This window comes from Arthrobacter sp. AD-310 (assembly GCF_054656615.1).
Genome location: NZ_BAAHNO010000031.1, coordinates 50,387 through 68,983 on the forward strand (window position 1 = coordinate 50,387; position 18,597 = coordinate 68,983).

The 18,597-nt window shown below is 66.7% G+C and carries 18 protein-coding genes; 8 read left to right on the top strand and 10 right to left on the bottom strand.

From position 1 onward, the window contains the following. Nucleotides 1–37: 37 nt before the first annotated feature. On the bottom strand, nucleotides 38–538 hold the full coding sequence (locus tag ACYQ1Z_RS17175) for a flavin reductase family protein (protein ID WP_459793756.1): 501 nt from the start codon (nucleotides 536–538) through the stop codon (nucleotides 38–40). A gap of 124 nt (nucleotides 539–662) precedes the next feature. On the opposite strand from ACYQ1Z_RS17175, the gene ACYQ1Z_RS17180 reads away from it, so the two are divergent. From ACYQ1Z_RS17180 to nrdR, 3 genes are all read left to right on the top strand, one after another. Next, the gene (locus ACYQ1Z_RS17180) at nucleotides 663–1,226 is read left to right on the top strand and encodes a hypothetical protein (protein ID WP_459793757.1); all 564 of its coding nucleotides are present in this window, start codon (nucleotides 663–665) and stop codon (nucleotides 1,224–1,226) included. Between the two features lie 9 nt (nucleotides 1,227–1,235). Continuing rightward, nucleotides 1,236–2,606, top strand: coding sequence for a histidinol dehydrogenase (gene hisD / locus ACYQ1Z_RS17185; protein ID WP_459793758.1), 1,371 nt, complete (start codon nucleotides 1,236–1,238; stop codon nucleotides 2,604–2,606). A 135-nt stretch (nucleotides 2,607–2,741) separates the two neighbouring features. Then, nucleotides 2,742–3,245 (top strand): transcriptional regulator NrdR, encoded by a 504-nt coding sequence (gene nrdR, locus ACYQ1Z_RS17190; protein ID WP_459793774.1) that lies wholly within the window; start codon nucleotides 2,742–2,744, stop codon nucleotides 3,243–3,245. Between the two features lie 112 nt (nucleotides 3,246–3,357). On the opposite strand, the gene ppgK is transcribed toward nrdR, so the two are convergent. Both ppgK and map read right to left on the bottom strand, forming a co-directional pair. Beyond that, nucleotides 3,358–4,161, bottom strand: a complete 804-nt coding sequence (gene ppgK, locus ACYQ1Z_RS17195) for a polyphosphate--glucose phosphotransferase (protein ID WP_459793759.1) — start codon at nucleotides 4,159–4,161, stop codon at nucleotides 3,358–3,360. Between the two features lie 89 nt (nucleotides 4,162–4,250). After that, entirely contained in the window at nucleotides 4,251–5,129 is an 879-nt protein-coding gene (gene map / locus ACYQ1Z_RS17200; protein ID WP_459793760.1) for a type I methionyl aminopeptidase, read from the bottom strand. A 39-nt stretch (nucleotides 5,130–5,168) separates the two neighbouring features. Here map and ACYQ1Z_RS17205 point away from each other — a divergent pair, with 39 nt between their 5' ends. Next, a complete protein-coding gene (locus ACYQ1Z_RS17205; protein ID WP_459793761.1) occupies nucleotides 5,169–5,333 on the top strand; it encodes an SPOR domain-containing protein in 165 nt (54 codons plus the stop codon). A gap of 57 nt (nucleotides 5,334–5,390) precedes the next feature. On the opposite strand, the gene panB is transcribed toward ACYQ1Z_RS17205, so the two are convergent. Further along, complete coding sequence (panB, locus tag ACYQ1Z_RS17210; RefSeq protein ID WP_459793762.1) at nucleotides 5,391–6,314, bottom strand: 3-methyl-2-oxobutanoate hydroxymethyltransferase; 924 nt, start codon at nucleotides 6,312–6,314, stop codon at nucleotides 5,391–5,393. A 213-nt stretch (nucleotides 6,315–6,527) separates the two neighbouring features. On the opposite strand from panB, the gene ACYQ1Z_RS17215 reads away from it, so the two are divergent. From ACYQ1Z_RS17215 to ACYQ1Z_RS17225, 3 genes are read left to right on the top strand one after another with little or no spacing between them, the layout of a single operon-like run. Then, nucleotides 6,528–7,868, top strand: coding sequence for a glutamine synthetase family protein (locus tag ACYQ1Z_RS17215; RefSeq protein WP_459793763.1), 1,341 nt, complete (start codon nucleotides 6,528–6,530; stop codon nucleotides 7,866–7,868). 9 nt (nucleotides 7,869–7,877) lie between these two features. Further along, entirely contained in the window at nucleotides 7,878–10,889 is a 3,012-nt protein-coding gene (locus ACYQ1Z_RS17220) for a bifunctional [glutamine synthetase] adenylyltransferase/[glutamine synthetase]-adenylyl-L-tyrosine phosphorylase (RefSeq protein WP_459793764.1), read from the top strand. A gap of 3 nt (nucleotides 10,890–10,892) precedes the next feature. Beyond that, a complete protein-coding gene (locus tag ACYQ1Z_RS17225) occupies nucleotides 10,893–11,450 on the top strand; it encodes a GNAT family N-acetyltransferase (RefSeq protein ID WP_459793765.1) in 558 nt (185 codons plus the stop codon). Between the two features lie 268 nt (nucleotides 11,451–11,718). Here ACYQ1Z_RS17225 and ACYQ1Z_RS17230 read toward each other — a convergent pair whose 3' ends face one another. The 3 genes from ACYQ1Z_RS17230 to glnA all read right to left on the bottom strand — a co-directional run bounded on the left by ACYQ1Z_RS17230 (nucleotide 11,719) and on the right by glnA (nucleotide 16,072). Next, nucleotides 11,719–12,000 (bottom strand): hypothetical protein, encoded by a 282-nt coding sequence (locus ACYQ1Z_RS17230; RefSeq protein WP_459793766.1) that lies wholly within the window; start codon nucleotides 11,998–12,000, stop codon nucleotides 11,719–11,721. 14 nt (nucleotides 12,001–12,014) lie between these two features. Beyond that, nucleotides 12,015–14,303 (bottom strand): CBM96 family carbohydrate-binding protein, encoded by a 2,289-nt coding sequence (locus ACYQ1Z_RS17235; protein ID WP_459793767.1) that lies wholly within the window; start codon nucleotides 14,301–14,303, stop codon nucleotides 12,015–12,017. 344 nt (nucleotides 14,304–14,647) lie between these two features. Beyond that, nucleotides 14,648–16,072, bottom strand: coding sequence for a type I glutamate--ammonia ligase (gene glnA, locus ACYQ1Z_RS17240; protein ID WP_459793768.1), 1,425 nt, complete (start codon nucleotides 16,070–16,072; stop codon nucleotides 14,648–14,650). A 283-nt stretch (nucleotides 16,073–16,355) separates the two neighbouring features. Between glnA and ACYQ1Z_RS17245 the strand changes: the two genes are divergently transcribed. Then, entirely contained in the window at nucleotides 16,356–16,793 is a 438-nt protein-coding gene (locus ACYQ1Z_RS17245) for an RDD family protein (protein WP_459793769.1), read from the top strand. A gap of 9 nt (nucleotides 16,794–16,802) precedes the next feature. Here the strand turns inward: ACYQ1Z_RS17245 and ACYQ1Z_RS17250 are convergent, their stop codons facing one another. From ACYQ1Z_RS17250 to ACYQ1Z_RS17260, 3 genes are all read right to left on the bottom strand, one after another. Beyond that, nucleotides 16,803–17,156: a DUF3817 domain-containing protein gene (locus ACYQ1Z_RS17250; protein ID WP_459793770.1), complete on the bottom strand. Its 354-nt coding sequence runs from the start codon at nucleotides 17,154–17,156 to the stop codon at nucleotides 16,803–16,805. Between the two features lie 90 nt (nucleotides 17,157–17,246). Beyond that, complete coding sequence (locus ACYQ1Z_RS17255; RefSeq protein WP_459793771.1) at nucleotides 17,247–17,999, bottom strand: DUF4191 domain-containing protein; 753 nt, start codon at nucleotides 17,997–17,999, stop codon at nucleotides 17,247–17,249. A 100-nt stretch (nucleotides 18,000–18,099) separates the two neighbouring features. Beyond that, a partial coding sequence (locus tag ACYQ1Z_RS17260) for a lipoyl synthase (protein ID WP_459793772.1) occupies nucleotides 18,100–18,597 on the bottom strand: 498 nt, incomplete at its 5' end.

Here is an 18,597-nt window from a genome sequence, read left to right on the forward strand (position 1 = left end):
TTTGTTCCGCTGCCGCGGGCAACAGGTCTCCTGGTGCCTATATTTCGTAGTCCAACGGGACGGGCTGGCCATAGGCGCCGCCGTGGTACAGCAGCGGCGACCCTTCGCCGCCCACCTGGCCGTCCACCACCTGGACCACCACCACGGCGTTGTTCTCGAACGACAGCCGCATCTGGACCTCACCGATGAGCCACCCGGCGACGTCGTTCAGGATGGGCACCCCGTGCGGCCCGACCTCCCAGTGGTTGCCTTCGAAACGGTTGCCCGGGCTGGCGAAGCGGGCGGCGAGTTCCTGGTTCTCCAGCCCCAGCATGTGGACGCCCAGGTATTGCGTGTTCGCGACCGCGGGCCAGGACCTGGAACTGCGCGCCATGTTGAACGTGAACCGGGGCGGCCTGGCCGACAGGGATGCCACGGACGTGGCGGTGAATCCGTAAGGCTCGTCCTGGTAGTTCACCGTGATGATGGCGACCCCCGCCGCATGGCGCCGGAACATTTCCCGGAACGTCCGCTCGAAGGGTGCGCTGTTGTCGGTCACCGGAACTCCTGACGCTGAAAGGCTGCTTTACTCCAAGCGTATGGTCCGCCGGGCGCCATGGGGAAACTCCTGGCCAATACGGTTAAACGATGGTGGCCGCCACACATTTGTTAAGGTTTGTTGCATGATGAAACCTTCCCGCCGCAGGCCTGGCCGGCTGCCCTGGGTGTTCCTCGCAGTACCGGCCGCGGCGGGCGTGCCCGCAGGAATCCTCTGGTGGCTCCTGGCACCAGGCGGGCTCAACCTCGTCACCAGGGACCCTGAACTTGCCACCGGCGGCAACCCCGCCGTGTGGCTGCCTCGCGACCTGACGCTCGCCGGTCTTATGCTCTTTGCCGGCTGCCTGCTCGCCGTCTTCCTGGCAGACAGGAAGCGAACACAGCCGCGGGCCGCCCTGCTGCTGGGGCTCGCCGGCGCCCTCGCCGGCAACCTCCTCGCCTGGCAGGCAGGAATGGTTGCCGCCCGCCTGTGGGCTCCGGTAGTGGACGCCTCCGCAAACGCGAGCATCGCCTTTTCACTCCGTTCCCTGCCGGTGCTGCTCCTCTGGCCGGCTGCAACGGCAGTCTCGGTATTTGTGCTTGAACTGCTGAACCTCTCCGGAAGCAGGCGCAGCGCCGACGCCGGCGGCGGTGCGGGGGAAGGTTGGCCGGAGCATGCCGCTGGCGGGGGCACCCGCCCGGCCCCGTAAAATGGTCCGGTGACCATTTCTTCGGAGTTCCCCGCCCCCGCCGCTGCCGCCGTGACGTTCCGGACCGTTGACGTCCGGGGAAAGAACCTGACGCTGGCGGAGCTCCGCGCTGCCGTCCCGCGGGCGCAGGGCAGGACTGTCGCTGACGCCGAAGAGAAGGTCCTGGACATCATTTCCGCTGTCCGCCAGCGCGGCTTCGAGGCCCTTGCCGAGCTGGCGGAGCGTTTCGACGGCGTCGCCCAGGACCACCCGCGGGTCCCGCAGGAGGCGCTGGCCTCGGCACTGGACCAGTTGGACCCCGACGTCAGGCGCGCACTTGAGGAATCGATCAGCCGGGCGCGCAAGTTCGCGGACGGGCAGCGCCCGCGCAACCTGGACGTTGAGCTGGGTGACGGAGCGGTGGTCAGCCAGAACTGGGTGCCCGTGGCGCGCGTAGGCCTCTACGTTCCCGGCGGCCTCGCCGTGTACCCGTCCTCGGTGGTCATGAACGTGGTTCCAGCCCTCGCCGCCGGTGTGGAATCCATCGCCCTTGCCTCCCCGCCGCAGAAGGAGTTCGGCGGGCTGCCGCACCCCACCATCCTCGCCGCGGCTGCCCTCCTGGGCATCAGCGAGGTCTACGCGATCGGCGGGGCGCAGGCCATCGCCGCCTTCGCCTACGGTGCCTCTGCGACACCGGCCGGTCCCGCACTCGAGCCCGTGGACGTGGTGACGGGCCCGGGCAACATCTTCGTCGCCACCGCAAAGCGACTGGTGAAGGGTGTGGTGGGCATCGATTCCGAGGCCGGCACCACGGAGATCGCCATCCTGGCAGACTCCACCGCGCAGCCCGCCCTGGTGGCCGCGGATCTGATCAGCCAGGCCGAGCACGACCCCCAGGCAGCCTCGGTGCTGATCACCGATTCCGAGGACCTGGCAACGGCGGTCCGTGCTGAACTGGAGCGGCAGGCCGCAGCCACCAAACATTCGGCCCGTGTCCGGGAAGCGCTGTCCGGTCCCCAGTCCGGGGTGGTGCTGGTGTCCGGCCTGGAGCAGGGCATCGCGGCGTGCGACGCCTATGCGGCCGAACACCTCGAAATCATGACCAGGGATGCGGCGTCGGTGGCCGCAAGGATCCGGAACGCCGGGGCCATCTTCGTGGGTGACTACAGCCCCGTCAGCCTGGGCGACTACTGCGCCGGGTCCAACCACGTCCTTCCCACCAGCGGGACGGCGGCGTTCTCCTCGGGACTGAACGTGAACACGTTCCTGCGGGCCATCCAAGTGGTCAACTACAGCAAGGCGGCACTGGAAGAGGTCAGCAGCCACATTGTCAGCCTGTCCCGCGCTGAGGACCTGCCGGCCCACGGCGATGCTGTGAGCGCCCGCTTCCAGGCATCCTGACCTGCGGCACTACATGTAGTAATTACAGGATTGTTATTACGCTACATGTGCCCGTAAACTTGAAGGCGCGACAGCGCGGCCATGCCGCGCGCTCATTGGGACGTCCCGGCACGGGACCAGGCGAGAGGGGACACCGTGTATTGTCCGTTCTGCCGCAACCCTGATTCCCGAGTGGTGGACAGCCGCATGGCGGATGACGGCTCGGCCATCCGCCGGCGCAGGCAATGCCCCGAATGCGGCCGCCGGTTCACCACCGTTGAAACCACCAGCCTGTCCGTCATCAAGCGGTCCGGCGTGGGCGAGCCCTTCAGCCGCAGCAAGGTGATCAACGGCGTCCGCAAGGCCTGCCAGGGCCGGCCGGTGAGCGAAGACGACCTAGCCCTGCTGGCGCAAGAGGTCGAAGAGCAGATCCGGGCCTCCGGCGCCGCGGAAATCGACGCGCATGAGGTAGGTCTGGCCATCCTGGGCCCGCTTCAGAAACTCGACAAGGTCGCGTACCTCCGCTTCGCCAGCGTCTACCAGGCCTTCGAATCCCTTGAGGACTTCGAGACGGCAATCTCCCTGCTCCGGCACGAGGCCGAGGAAACCAAGGGAACGCCGGCCAAGAACACCAAGGGCGCGGAGAAGAGCACCCTCTAAAAGCTCCGGTGGCGGTGGTGGAGGGGAAGCCGCAGCCGCCACCGGCACACACCCGAATAAACGCAGGACGCCCCCTCCGGGACCGGAGGGGGCGTCCTGCGTTAAGCGGTGCCTACTTGGCCAGCTTGTGCTTGAGGGCGATCTCCAGGGCTGCGCCGACAATTCCGGCCTCGTTCCGCAGGACAGCGGGGACGATGGGGGTGCGGAGCTTCAGGTTGGGCAGGTACTCGTCGGCGCGCTTCGAAATGCCGCCGCCCACAATGAAGAGTTCGGGGGAGAACAGGAACTCCACGTGGGAGAAGTAGCGCTGCAGGAGAACGCTGTATTCGTCCCAGGTCAGTCCGTCGCGTTCCCGGGCGACGGCGGATGCCTTGGTTTCGGCGTCAAAGCCGTCGATTTCCAGGTGGCCGAGTTCGGCGTTGGGCACCAGCTTGCCGTCGAAGATGAAGGCCGAGCCGATACCCGTGCCCAGGGTGATCACCAGGACGGTACCGGCAACCCCGGCGCCTGCACCGTAGCGAGCCTCCGCGAGCCCGGCCGCGTCGGCGTCGTTGATGACCTCGACGGGCCGGTTGAGGCGGGCCGTCAGCATGGCGTCGATGTCCGTCTCCAGCCAGGCCTTGTCCACGTTGGCAGCGGAATGCACCACGCCGTGCTGGATGATGCCGGGAAAGGTAACGCCAATGGGGGAGTCGGGCGCGGGCGCGTCGGGGCGGGCGGACAACTCCGCCACCACCAGCGCCACGGCCTCCGTCACAGCTTCCGGTGTGGCCGGCTGCGGTGTGGGCACGCGGAAGCGCTCACCCAGGAGCTTGCCCTTCTTCAGGTCGACGATGCCGCCCTTGATGCCCGTGCCTCCGATGTCGATGCCGATCAGCGGGGCGTTCTTGTGCGGTTTCTCGTCCTTCTTGGCCAATGGGTTTCCGTTCTGGCAGGGGGCGGGCTAAGGGAAGTGGCGGCCGGGGTGCCGGGAGGAGGCGGCGGCAGCCGGGTCAATGCGTGGTGCTAGGGCAGGGTGAGGATTTCGGCGCCGGACTCGGTGACCAGCAGCGTGTGTTCGAACTGCGCGGTACGCTTGCGGTCCCTGGTCACCACCGTCCAGTCATCGGACCACATGTCCCACTCGACGCTGCCCAGTGTGAGCATCGGTTCGATGGTAAACACCATGCCTGTTTCAATGACCGTGTTGTATGCCGGGGCGGCGTCGTAGTGCGGAATGATGAGGCCGGTGTGGAACGCTTCGCCCACACCGTGGCCCGTGAAGTCGCGGACAACGCCATAGCCGAACCGTTTGGCGTAGGACTGGATGGCGCGGCCGATGACGTTGATTTCGCGGCCGGGGGCCACCGCCTTGATGGCCCGGTTCAGCGACTCCTGCGTCCGCTCCACGAGCAGTCGGGATTCCTCGTCCACGTCGCCCACCAGGAAGGTGTAGTTGGTGTCGCCGTGGACGCCGTTGATGAACGCCGTGATGTCGATGTTGATGATGTCGCCGTCCTGCACCACCGTGCTGTCCGGAATGCCGTGGCAGATGACCTCGTTCAGTGAGGAACACAGCGACTTGGGAAAGCCCCGGTAACCCAGCGTGGAGGGGTAGGCGTGATGGTCCAGGAGGAATTCGTGGCCCACCCTGTCCAGTTCGTCCGTGGTGACGCCGGGCCGGATGTGCTTGCCCACCTCCACGATGGCCTGGGCAGCGATCCTGCCGGCGATGCGGATCTTCTCGATGGTCTCGGCCGACTTGACCTCCGACCCCGTGAATTTGGCGGGGGCCGCCTTACCCACATACTCCGGACGGGGGATCGACGCCGGTACGGGACGCTGCGGGCTTACGGCGCCGGGGATGAGGGTGCCGATGGGTGCAGTCGAGGCAAGGGAAGGCATAGATTGATCATATAAGGCACCACAGAGCGGGGAGCAATGATGACTGAGTACTGGTACAACATCAACACCCACGAGGTCGAAGAGGACCGCCTCTCCGACTGGAGCCAGCTGATCGGCCCCTACAAGACGAGGTCTGAGGCTGAGCACGCGCTGGAGAAGGTCCGGGCACGCAACGAGGCTTGGGAAAAGGACGACGACGACTGACGCCCTGGGTGGGCACCGCCGGGGACTGCGCGCAGCCTGGAACGAATGTTCGGGGCCCTAGAACGAATGTTCGGGGCCGGGGAACTGCCCGGACCGCACGTCTTCGCCGTACGCCGTGGCGGCGTCGAGCAGGGTGTTGCGCAGGTCCGCGTACTGCTTGACGAACTTGGCCATCCGCCCGCCGCGCAGGCCTGCCATGTCCTGCCACACGAGGACCTGCCCGGTGGTTTCCTTGCCCGCGCCGATGCCCACGGTGGGAACGGTGACGGCGGCGTCCACGGCTGCCGCGGTTTCCGCGGGCACCATTTCCATGAGCACGCAGAAGGCGCCGGCGTCGGCGAGGGCGACGGCGTCGTCGATGAGGCGTTGCGCGTCGTCGCCGCGGCCCTGGACCCGGTACCCGCCCAGGGCGTGTTCGCTCTGCGGCGTGAAGCCGATGTGGGCCATCACGGGGATGCCCGCCTGCACCATGGCCCGGACAGTGGGTGCGTAGTATTTACCGCCCTCGATCTTGACGGCGTGCGCCAGGCCCTCCTTGAGGAACCGGACGCCTGCCGTGACGGCCTGCCCGGCGGAAACCTCGTAACTGCCAAACGGCAGGTCGGCCACAACGAGGGCACGTTTCGCCGACCGTGCCACCGCGCGGCAGAGGGGAAGCAGTTCGTCCACGGTGACGGGCAGGCTCGTTTCGTTGCCGAACACGTTGTTGGAGGCGGAGTCGCCCACCAGGAGCACTTCGATTCCGGCAGCGTCGAAGATCTCGGCGGTGTACTGCTCGTAGGCGGTGAGCATGGCGAACCTGGTGCCGTCCCTCTTGGCCTGCTGAAGGTGGTGGATGCGCACCTTGGCGGGTTTCGGCGCCGGGGCGGCTGCGGCCTGCCCCGCTTCATTCTTTGCAGGCCCGTCCTGCCCGGGGCCGCTGCCGTAAGGTGCGGGGACGTCGTCGGGCACGCTGGGGTTCGGGCTGTTGGTTGAGGCCATGGCATGAGCGTAGTGCGGCACCGGCCGTCCTAGCTACCGGCTCCTGCCCGCAGCGCGGGTGATAAGGGTCATAAATACGTGTTAACGCTGTGTTACGGGCGGGGCAGGCTCCAGCACCGGCGCCGAATGCTTAGTACAGTGTTTGTGAACTGCTGCCGGCTTCCCATTTGCCGCGAACCCGGAGCATGGACGTTGACCGGAGAAGAGGCCATCATGGACCGCCAGCAAGAGTTTGTCCTGCGCACAATCGAAGAGCGCGACGTACGTTTCGTGCGCCTGTGGTTCACCGACGTCGTGGGCTCGCTCAAGTCGGTTGCCCTGGCGCCGGCAGAGGTCGAGGGCGCCTTCGAGGAAGGCCTCGGCTTCGACGGCTCCTCCATCGAGGGCCTCGCCCGCGTGTTCGAGTCGGACATGCTGCTGCAGCCCGACCCGGCCACCTTCCAGATCCTGCCGTGGCGCGGTGAGACGGAGCAGACCTCGCGCATGTTCTGCGACATCCTGACCCCGGACGGCGAGCCTTCCGCGGCGGACCCCCGCAATGTCCTCAAGCGGACCCTTGCCAAGGCCGCGGACATGGGCTTCACCTGCTACACCCATCCCGAGATCGAGTTCTACCTGCTCAAGTCCCAGGAGTTGGGCCCGGACGGCGCCCCGGTACCGGTGGACGAGGGGGGCTACTTCGACCACGTGCCCGGCGGCGTGGCACAGGACTTCCGCCGCACCGCCGTCACCATGCTGGAATCGGTGGGAATTTCGGTGGAATTCAGCCACCACGAGGGCGGCCCCGGCCAGAACGAGATCGACCTGCGCTACGCCGACGCCCTCCAGACGGCGGACAACATCATGACGTTCCGCACGGTCATCAAGGAGGTGGCCCTGCAGCAGGGCACCTACGCCACGTTCATGCCCAAGCCGTTCACCGCCCACCCGGGCTCCGGCATGCACACCCACTTCTCGCTGTTCGAAGGCGACAGCAACGCGTTCTTCGAAGCCGGTGCGGAATACCAGCTCTCCAAGACCGCCCGCCAGTTCATTGCCGGCATCCTCAAGCACGCTCCGGAATTCACCGCGGTCACCAACCAGTTCGTGAACTCCTACAAGCGGCTCTGGGGCGGCGGCGAAGCTCCGAGCTACCTCAGCTGGGGCCACAACAACCGCTCGGCCCTGGTCCGCGTGCCCCTGTACAAGCCGGTCAAGGGCCAGTCCGCCCGGATCGAATACCGCGGCATCGACTCCGCGGCGAACCCCTACCTGGCCTACGCCGTCCTGCTCGGCGCAGGCCTGAAGGGCATCGAGGAAGGCTATGACCTGCCGGCCGCCGCAGAGGACGACGTCTGGTCGCTCAGCTCCGCTGAACGCCGGGCCATGGGCCATGACCCGCTTCCGGCCAGCCTGCACGACGCCATCCGCTCCATGGAGGATTCTGAGCTCATGCCGCAGATCCTGGGCGAGCAGGTCTTCGAGCACTTCCTGCGGAACAAGCGCGCGGAATGGCAGGACTACCGGCTGCAGGTCACGCCCTACGAGCTGCAGCGCAACCTCGGCATCCTCTAGGCGGCGGGCGTGAGCCTGGCCCGCCGCCTCATCGCGGCCGGATTCAGCGACCTGGAAAAAGGCGAGCGGTTCCTGGCTGCCCGCGAACTGGAGGGGCTGGACCAGGATGCCCTGTTCGCGGGGCTGCAGCTGGCCGCCAGCCCTGACACTGCCCTGCAGTCTTTGGTCCGGCTGATCGAGAAACATCCGGACCTCCGGAAGCTGGCCACCGCCGATCCCGAAAGCAGCGAGCCGCTGTACCGGGTGCTCGGCGCCTCCGAGGCGCTGGGCGAGTTCCTCATCCGCCACCCCGAACACCTCGAGGCGTTCCACGTCCGGGCCAGCCCCGAGCCCTTCCCGGCTGAAGCCGCAACGCTGCGCGCGACGCTCCTGCAGTCCGTGGGCGCGGATCCGCGGGCCGCCCGTCCCGTCGCCGCGGCGACCGGTCCTGACGCCTACGCGGCACTCCGCACCGCCTACCGCAGGGGACTGGTGGACCTTGCGGTCAAGGACCTGTGCGCAGCCGACCCCCTCGACTTCCTGCCCTCCGTCGGCGGGGAACTCGCCGACCTTGCCGGGGCCGCCATCGAGGCCGCGCTGGCGGTCTCACGCGCCGAGGCAGCGGAGCAGTACAGCGCCGGTGACGTTGCCGACGTCGGCCTGGCCGTCATCGGCATGGGCAAATGCGGAGCCCGCGAGCTGAACTACATCTCCGACGTCGACGTCATCTACGTGGTGGACGGCGGGAGCCTGGAAGACGCGCGGGCCACCACCATCGGCACCGCCCTGGCCAGCGGCATCTCCCGCGCCATCTCGTCGGTGGCACGCGAGCCCGGGCTCTGGGAAGTGGACGCGAACCTCCGTCCCGAGGGCAAGTCAGGCCCCCTGGTCCGCACGCTGGCCTCGCACGAAACCTACTACGCCAGGTGGGCGGAAAGCTGGGAATTCCAGGCGCTCCTGAAGGCGCGGACCATCGCCGGCGACGCCGACCTCGGGCGCCGGTACGAAGAAGCCGTATCACCGCTGATCTGGAGTTCGGCCGGCCGCGACGGCTTCGTGGAATCGGTCCAGGCCATGCGGCGCAGGGTCACCGAACACATCCCGGCCGCCGAGGAACAGCGGCAGATCAAGCTCGGCCGCGGCGGGCTCCGTGACGTCGAGTTCACTGTACAACTGCTGCAACTGGTGCACGGCAAGGCCGATGAAACCCTGCGGCGGCGGGACACCACCTCCGCCATCGCCGCGCTCTCCACAGGCGGCTACATCGGGCGCTCTGACGCCGCCGCCTTCGACAACGCCTACCGGTACCTGCGGCTGCTGGAGCACCGGATCCAGCTGTTCCAGCTGCGCCGGACCCATCTCATGCCAGTGGCCGAACCCGCCCTGCGCGCGCTCGCCAAGGGCGTGCTGGGCCCCTTTTCGAACGAGCGGCCACACCCCGACGCGCTGCTGGCCGCCTGGCAGAAGACCAAGCGCTCCGTCCGGGAACTTCACGAGCGGATCTTCTACCGGCCGCTGCTGAACAGCGCGGCCAGGCTCAGCAGCGAGGACGCGCGGCTCTCGCCCGAGGCCGCTCAGGGACGGCTCGCAGCGCTCGGGTACCGGGACCCGCAAGGGGCCATGCGCCACATCGAGGCGCTGACGGCCGGTGTCAGCCGCCGGGCTGCATTGCAGCGCCAACTGCTGCCCATCCTCCTGGACTGGCTGGCCGAAGGCGTGGACCCCGACGCCGGGCTGCTCGCCTTCCGCCGGGTCAGCGAAGCGCTGGGCACCACCCACTGGTACCTCGGCCTGCTGCGCGACTCCAACGCCGCGGCCGAACGCCTGTGCCACATGCTGTCCAACTCGCGGCTGATCGCCGACCTGCTGGAGGTTTCGCCCGAGTCGGTCGCCTGGCTGGGGCAGGACAAGGACCTGGTCCCGGTGCCGTTCGAAGCGCAGTGGCATGAGATCACCTCGAAGATGTCCCGGCACGCCGACCCCGAAAGCGCCATGCGCCTCATCCGGCTGATCCGGCGCCGGGAGATCCTCCGGATTGCGGTTGCCGACTCAGCCGGGCTGCTGGACCAGGACCAGGTGGGCGCTGCCCTCGCCGACACCGACCGCGCGGCCGTGCTGGGCGCGCTGCGGGTGGCCGAGGGCATTGTCTCCGCCGGCGGCCCCTTGAAGACCACGGTGCTGGTGGTAGCCATGGGACGCCAGGGCGGCCGGGAAATCGGCTACGGCTCCGATGCGGACGTGATGTACGTCCACCGTGCGCTCCCCGGGTACAGCGAAGCCGAGGCGCAGGAGCAGGCGGTCCGGCTCGTCACCAAGGTGTCCAGCCTGCTGACCCAGCCCCTCAAGCCGGCGATCATGGCGGAGCGGGTGCTGCAGATGGACGCCGACCTGCGGCCCGAGGGCAAGAACGGAGCGATGGTCCGCTCCCTGGACTCCTATGCCGAGTACTACCGCCGCTGGTCCCTGATCTGGGAGGCGCAGGCCCTCCTGCGCGCCCGCCCCATGGCCGGGGATGACGGGCTGGCAGCGGATTTCCTGGCCCTCATCGACCCCATCAGGTACCCCGAGGCTGTGTCCGGCCAGGACGTCCGGGAGATCCGCCGGATCAAGGCGCGGGTTGAGTCCGAGCGGCTGCCCCGCGGTGCCGATCCCGCGCGGCACCTCAAACTCGGCCGCGGCGGACTGAGCGACGTCGAATGGCTCGTCCAGCTGCTTCAGCTGCAGCATGCCGGCAAGCACCCCGAACTGCGCACCACCTCCACGGTGGCGGCCCTGGAAGCAGCTGCCGGCCTGGGCCTGCTCGCCCCTGACGACGCCGGCACCCTCACCCGGGCCTGGCGGCTGGCCAGCCGGATCCGGTCGGCAAACGTCATCTGGAGCGGCAAGGCGTCAGACCTGCTGCCGTCCTCCCGCCGCGACCTGGAGGCCGTGGCCCGCTGGTGCGGCTACGAGCCCGGCCAGGCCGCCGTGCTTGAAGAAGACTACCTGCGGGTCAGCCGCCAGGCCCGGGCCGTCTTCGAGCGCGTCTTCTACGGCAGCTAGGCCATGGCACGCCACCGGCCGCTCCGTGAGGCCACCGCGGTCTGGCTGATTCCGCTCCGCGACCTTGACGACGACGCCCGCGCCATCCAGCTGCATGCGGTGGCGCAGCTGCAGCTGCGCCCCGGACAGGACCGGTTCGTGGGCGACCCCCTGCGGATGGCCCTCGCCGGCTTCGAGGAGGACTCCAGGCACCCGTACGTCATCGAAGCGGACGGCGGGGCCGTGGGCGTGCTGACGCTGCAGCGTGGCGCCGCCCGCCTGGCCGGCTGGGCCGACGACCACAGCGCATGGCTGCTGCGCGGGTTCCTGATCGACCGGCGGCAGCAGGGCAGGGGACTGGGAACGCTGGCAGCGGCCGCCGCCGTCGCCGCAGCAGGCAAACTGGAGCGCGGTCACCCAACCGGTGCCTCCGGCGTCGTCCTGTCCGTTAACGAAGCCAACCCCGCCGGGCTGGCCGCCTACCGCCGCGCCGGGTTCCTGGACCACGGGCGATACAGCGGCGGCAGCGCGGGACCGCAACGTACCATGTTCCGCGGCTTTGCCGATGCCACGATGAAGTAACGTCAGCCGGCCGCCGTTGCACTCAGTAACCGTTTGCCAGATGATGTGGTTTGGCGGTGTTCTTCAACCTTGTTGGGGGGAAGGCTGGAACAGTCTTCGTCTCGGGGGACATTCGTCAGGGGGTCCGGCTCCCGGTCTCAGCACGTCAGGAGCCGGGCCTCCACCTTTCGTCCTCAGACAAATTCCTCAGACAAAAGGCGGCCACCGGGTACCGGTGGCCGCCTTTGTGGGTCAGCGCCCGGATCAGCCGTCGAATCTTTACCTGTAACTACTGGTTCAACTCATACCACTTCCGGACGGTGACCTCTGAGCCATCGCCATGGAAACAGCCGCCCGAACAAATACTGCGGTCCACGCAGAACCCGGTGCCATCCTCCTGCTGCGCATAGCAGAGCGAGGGAATGACGCTGGCAACCGCCTTCTTGTCGTCGTCCCTGGGCTTCTCCGGGGTTGCAGCTTTCTCTTGACTGGCACACGCCGCCCCCGCCACTGCCGAAGCGGTGACAGCCGCGGACGCGAGGCCTGCAATGATCTTTGACTTTGAGTTCATGACAATGCCCTTCGTTACGGTGCGGTCCGGGAACCGCTGTCGGTCTGCATCCCGCCGGAGGTTGGGACGTAGTTCCAGGTGTAGGAACCGTCCGCCTTCAGCGTCATGCGGAGGTGGCCCCACGTGTCGGAGAACCGCTTGGCCCCGTTCGCGGTGGCCATGTATGCCGGCTGGGAGGTGAAGCCGCGAAGGCTGATACCGCCGGTAGAGACTTGGAACTGCTGCATGCCGTCGGCCACGCACTGGTCGGCGTTGTTGACCGGGCAGGACCGCTCATAGTTGTGCTGGCTGCCGGAAAGCAGGACCCGGACCCGGTGCTTCCAGAACACATCGATCCACGGCTTTGCTTGGCTGAACCGGGCATGGCTGGACGTGTTCGACGTGAAGTAGGGGTCATGGTAGGCGACGGCGAGGTGCTTGCCCGCGGCCTTGGCTGCGGCCAGATCCGCGTCGAATTCCGCCGTCATCGCCGCTGCCCGGGAACTGTTGTACCGCCACGTGTTGGTGGGGGCCACCAGAATGTGCCAGTTGCCCTTGTCGAATGAGTACCACTCGCCCGGGTCGTGATAGCGGCCGAGGGTGGTGTTCGTGGCGGACTTGACCGTGTTGACGCACTCGCCGTTCATGTACTTGCCGAGGTCGGTGTTCCGCCCGGGTTCGTGGTCATGGTTGGGTGCCGGGACCCAGTATGTCTTGTCCTTGAACGCGCCCCAGTTGGCGTGATACTTCGAGTAGTGGTCATTGGACGGGTTCGAGCTGCTGGAAAGCCCGCAGTGTCCGATGCTGTACTGGAAGTCCCCGAGGCCGAAGAAATTCTCCACCGCCCCGGACCCGATGGCGGCCTTGATGCTCGCCGCGTTCTTGCCGGAGTTCGAGTTGGGGTCAGTCGTGCCTGAGGGGTTCATGTCGCCCGTGGCTGCAAAAGTCCAGTCGCCTCCGGGCGGGGGAGGGGTGGTTCCGGTCGGCGTGGGTGTCGGGGTGGGTGTCGGTGTCGTTGTGGGTGTCGGTGTCGGGGAGGGCGCCCCGGCCGGTAGGTTGTATACGCGTACCCAGTCCACCCGCATTTCCCCGGCGCCGTCAGCCGTAGCGTCCGGGAACCAGTCCAGCTGCAAAGTCTGATGCATCGGACCCGGCGGCAGATGCGACACGTCCGCGTCCCGGAACCACTCCACGCCGTCTACAAACCCCGTGATGCCCTTGTCAGTCCACTCCACCGCGTAATTGTGGAACTGCGTGACATCCAGGTTCTTCGACGCGGACGACTGTGAATTGGTGCACGAGTAATGCTGGAAGAACTTGATGACGTTCCACTCACCCGTGGTTTCCGCGTAGTCGATCTCGCCGTCGCACGGCCAGTTCTCACTGTCCGGCCACAGGATGCTGACCATGTGGTATTCGTTGTCGCCCGAACCGGCCGCCCGGACCTCCCACCGCCCGTACTTCCGGTTGTCGAACTTGGCGCCCATGCCCGCCGTCGTACCGTCAGGCGTTCCGGTGATGACGAGTTTGGAACCATCCACCCTGGCCTGTGCCGGGGACCGGACCCCCTTGCCGGCATGCCCGGGGGAGTTGTAGACGTTCCACTTCGCCGGATCCGGGACGCCCGTGTAGTTGAACTCGTCACCGGCGACCGGGGAGCCCCAGCCGAACGTCCCGGCCGCTGTCTTCGCAGCCGGCGGCTGGGTCTGGGTGGGTGTTGGGGCAGGGGTCGTCGTGGACACCGGGACACGCTCCGTCACGACCGTGAGCTGCGGACGCAGCCCCGGGTCGTCCACCTCCCGGGATTTGAACCCCAGCCACTTCCCGGCGGCGCTCTCAAGCTTCAGGTTTACGTCACCTCCGCCGGCAGGGACCGCGCCCGTGACGTCCCACTCGACGCGCTGCCCCTCACTGAAACCGCCTTGCTTGCTCAGCCAGGCACCACGGGCCGGCGCCGTATCCCAGGTGACCGCTGTTTCCGTCCAAGCCCCGGACGTCGTATAGACGTCGACGAACTCAGTAGAAGCGGCAGACGCCAAAGCGACCGCCGAGAACTTGGCCGCAACCACCCGACGATCCGCAGGGACGGGCGGTACAGTGAAGCGGACCAATGCGTTCCGCCAGATGTCCGCCCGGCCCTCAGTGGACCACCGGACAGACGAACCAAAGTTGGAGGCCCGCTTGTCGTACTGGACGTATGTGTCAGCGGCAGGCACATAGGTGGCCTGGTCCGCGGCGGCAGCGTTCTGGCTGACTGCCGAAACGCCACCCACCACCAAAACGGCAGTCCCCAGAACAGCCGCCAGTTTAGCTTTTAAGGACATGATTACCTTTCGAGGAAATTGGGTTACGCCCCAAGACCGGGTGAGACCATGTGAGCGGAAGCGTATCCCAAGCCGCCTTTGGCGCCGGGGAAGACAACAGCACCGGCGCAATCGTGTTCTGCGCCGTCGAAGCCGAGTTGGCGGGAACATCAAGGAAAAGCACCATTCCGGTGAATGTTTGACGCCGACGCGCCTGTCTGGAACCGGCCTCATGGGTCAGGCCAATTCGGGCGCGGGCGCGGCATGGTGTTAAAAAGAAAAGTCCGCACGCGCTGCCGTCGTGGAATGACTGGCAGCGCGTGCGGACTCCCTGCAGGCTAAACCGCGTTTAGCCGGCAAATACGTTACACGCCGTAGTAGAGCTCGAACTCGTAGGGGTTCGGGCGCAGGGACAGCGGGCGGATCTCGTTCTCGTACTTGTACTCGATCCAGGTGTCGATCAGGTCCTGGGTGAACACGCCACCGGCCTGCAGGAATTCGTTGTCCTCGCGCAGCGCCTCCAGGGCTTCCTCGAGCGTGCCCGGGGCCTTGGGGATGTCCTTGGCTTCCTCGGCGGGGAGCTCGTAGAGGTCCTTGTCGATCGGAGCCGGCGGTTCAATGCGGTTGCGGATGCCGTCGATGCCGGCCATCAGCTGGGCAGCGAAGGCCAGGTACGGGTTGGAGGAGGGGTCCGGAGCGCGGAACTCGATGCGCTTGGCCTTCGGGTTGCTGCCCGTGATCGGGATGCGGATACCGGCGGAGCGGTTGCCCTGCGAGTAGACCATGTTGACCGGGGCCTCGAAGCCCTTGACCAGGCGGCGGTAGGAGTTCACCGTGGGGTTGGTGAAGGCCAGGACGGCGGAAGCGTGCTTCAGCAGGCCGCCGATGTACCAGCGGGCGGTGTCGGACAGGCCGGCGTAGCCCTTCTCGTCGTAGAACAGCGGCTGGCCGTTGTTCCACAGCGACTGGTGGCAGTGCATGCCGGAGCCGTTGTCTCCGAAGACGGGCTTCGGCATGAAGGTCACGGACTTGCCCCAGGCGTCTGCGGTGTTCTTGATGACGTACTTGAACTTCTGCAGGTCATCGGCAGCGTGGGTCAGCGTGGTGAACTTGTAGTTGATTTCAGCCTGGCCGGCGGAGCCTACCTCGTGGTGGCTGCGCTCGACCTCAAGGCCGGCTTCGTCCAGGGCAACACACATGGCGTCGCGCAGGTCGGCCTGCTTGTCGGTGGGGGAAACCGGGAAGTAACCGCCCTTGACGGGGGTCTTGTAGCCGAGGTTTCCGCCCTCTTCCTCGCGGCCGGTGTTCCAGTGGGCTTCCTCGGAGTCGATCTTGTAGAAGCTGCCCTCGGGGGAGGACTGGTACTGGACGTTGTCGAACACGAAGAACTCGGCCTCGGGAGCGAAGAACGCGGTGTCGGCGATGCCGGTGGATGCCAGGTAGGCTTCGGCCTTCTCGGCCACGCCGCGGGGGTCGCGGTGGTAGGGGTCGCCGGTGCGCGGGTTCACGATGGAGAAGTTCAGTGCAAGGGTCTTCTCCATGCGGAACGTGTCCAGGAATGCAGTGGTAACGTCCGGGATCAGCTGCATGTCGGACTCGGCGATGCCCTGGAAGCCGCGGATGGAGGAGCCGTCGAAGAGCTGGCCGTTGACAAAGAAGTCGGCGTCAACGCTCTTGGCGGGGACGTTGAAGTGCTGCTGCACGCCCGGAAGATCGGTGAAGCGGATATCGACGAACTTAATATCTTCGTCCCGGATGAACTGGAGGACTTCGTCCGCAGTCTTGAACATCTATGCTCCTAACGCATATGTAATATCTGGCGTGCAAGCCATGTGATCCAGCGCAATCCGAAAGCAGGGAGAACTCACGGTTTCCCTGCTGTGTGGTCCTGCCGGAGGATTGCTTGAAACTTCCAACAGCCTATGGACGCGGCATTTCCCGTCCGTGTCCGCATTGTTTCGGGCAGGTTACAGAATGCCCTGATATGGAAACGCTATCGACAGTCCACACTGTGATCCAGCGGCATCCGCAATGCGGTCACGGCGTCCTGCCGCGACTCGATAAGCTTGGATGGTGGTAGATCGCAAAGACATCGGCTCCTGGCTCAGCGGACCGGACACGTCCGGCATCTCCAAGTATCCGGGGGAGCGGCTGGGACTGCCCGAGTCCGGACCGGGATCCATTGCCCGGGCGGGCCGCCGCATCGTGGCGATCATGATCGACTGGGGCATTGCGTTGCTGATCAGCAACTTCGCCTTCGGCGGCAACTCCTGGGCAACTTTGGCCGTGTTCGCCGTCGAACAGACCCTCCTGGTGGGGACCTTGGGTTACAGCATCGGCCACCGGGTGATGGGCATCCATGTGGTGAGGGCGGGAGGGGGCGCTCCGGGTCCGCTGGCGGCCCTTGTACGCGCCGTGCTGCTCTGCCTGGTCATCCCCGCGGTGATCTTCGATCCTGACCACCGCGGGCTTCACGACAAGGCAATGAATACGCTGCTGATCCGCAGGTAGGCAGGGCCGCTAGACGCGGTTCTCCTCCTTGGCCGGCTCCGCCGCCGCAGTTGCCTGCGCGCTGAGGTATCCCCGCTTGCCGGCCCAGCGCTCAAAGAGGACCGTCGCGAACGGGAAGACCGCCGAAATGCCGGCGAACAGGGCCACCATAAAGGGCCAGCGCTGAAGCCGCCACAGGACCAGGGCTGCTGCGGCGTAGCCAACGAACAGCGCACCGTGGACCGGCCCGGCCACCTGCACGCCGACCTCGGTGGTTCCGGCAATCCACTTGAAGTACATGCCGACCAGCAGGGCAGCCCAGCTGCAGGCTTCGGCAACGGCAAGGATCCGGAAAGCGCGGATGACTACGTTCTTGCTAAACATGGTGTCCTGTTGTGGTAGGCGGCGGGTGCTGATGGCAGGGTGCAGAAAAACGCCCCGGCGGCCGTAGCCAAAACCGGGGCGTTTCCAGGTCTAGCGTCCGCGGTTGGGACGCGCTTTGTAGGGGTCGATGCCCTTGGGGATGGGCAGCCGGTTCCCAAGCGAGGCAATGCGCTTGGACACCGCGTTCACCTCAACCTTGGTCAGTTCCTTCTTCAGCTTGCCCATCTTCCGGGCAACCTCGCTCAGCGGAACCTGGCCCTCGCCACGGCCGCTTTCAATCACGTGCACCGTGACGTTGGGCAGGATCCGGGCGAGGCGCTTGCGCTCGGCGTCGAGGAGCGGCTTGACGCGGTGCGTGGGGCCTTCGCTGACGAGCACGACGCCGGGACGGCCGATCGCACGGAACACGGCATCCTGCGTCCGGGGGTTGACAGCCACGGGCTGTTCCTCGGTGATCCAGCCCCGGCGCAGGGTTCCCAGGGCGGCCCCCGAGGCGCCGGGCTGGTTCTCGATCTGGGCGAACGCAGCCCGTTCCGCGCGGCGCGACAGGATAAAGGTGGCACCAAGCAGGCCCAGCGGGATACCGATGATCAGGCCCGTGATCCAGTTATCCAGCCAGAAGCCCACGAGGAAGCTCACGGCCACGACGCCGAGGAACACCAGCAGCATGAGCCACGGCACCATGGGATCATGCCGGCGCGTCATGGTGAAGACCTCGCCGATCTGCTTGAGCCGGCTCGGCTTCTTGGCCTTTGCTTCCTTCGGCTTGCGCGTGAACAGGCCGCGCTTCACCGCGCTGGAGCCCGCAGGAGTGGAGTTGCTGGAATCAGGGGATTTCGCCATAGTGCCTTAATTCTACGTGACCAAAGCCGAAGGGCCGGACGCCGGATGCTTCCGGCTCCGGCCCTACCGGGATGCGTTGCCCACGCCCCTGATGCTGGTGTCAGGAGTGCGCTGCCAGCACGCTGGCTGCTTCCTGGCGGGTGGTGCCGGAGTCCTGGATGCCGTCGGCGATGTGGGCGAGTTCGGCGGGGATGTCGCGGCCTTTTTTGCGCATGGCGGTGGCCCAGAGGCGGCCGGCGCGGTAGGAGGAGCGGACCAGGGGGCCGGACATGACGCCGAGGAAGCCGATTTCTTCGGCTTCGTGCTGCAGGTCCAGGAATTCCTGGGGTTTGACCCAGCGGTCCACGGGCAGGTGCCGTTCGGAGGGGCGCAGGTACTGGGTGATGGTGATCAGGTCGCAGCCGGCGGCGTGGAGGTCGCGGAGGGCTTCGCTGATTTCGTCGCGGGTTTCGCCCATGCCGAGGATGAGGTTGGATTTGGTGACCATGCCCTGGTTCCGGCCCTGGGTGATGACGTCCAGGGAGCGTTCGTAGCGGAACGCGGGCCGGATCCGTTTGAAGATCCGGGGGACGGTTTCGACGTTGTGGGCGAAGACTTC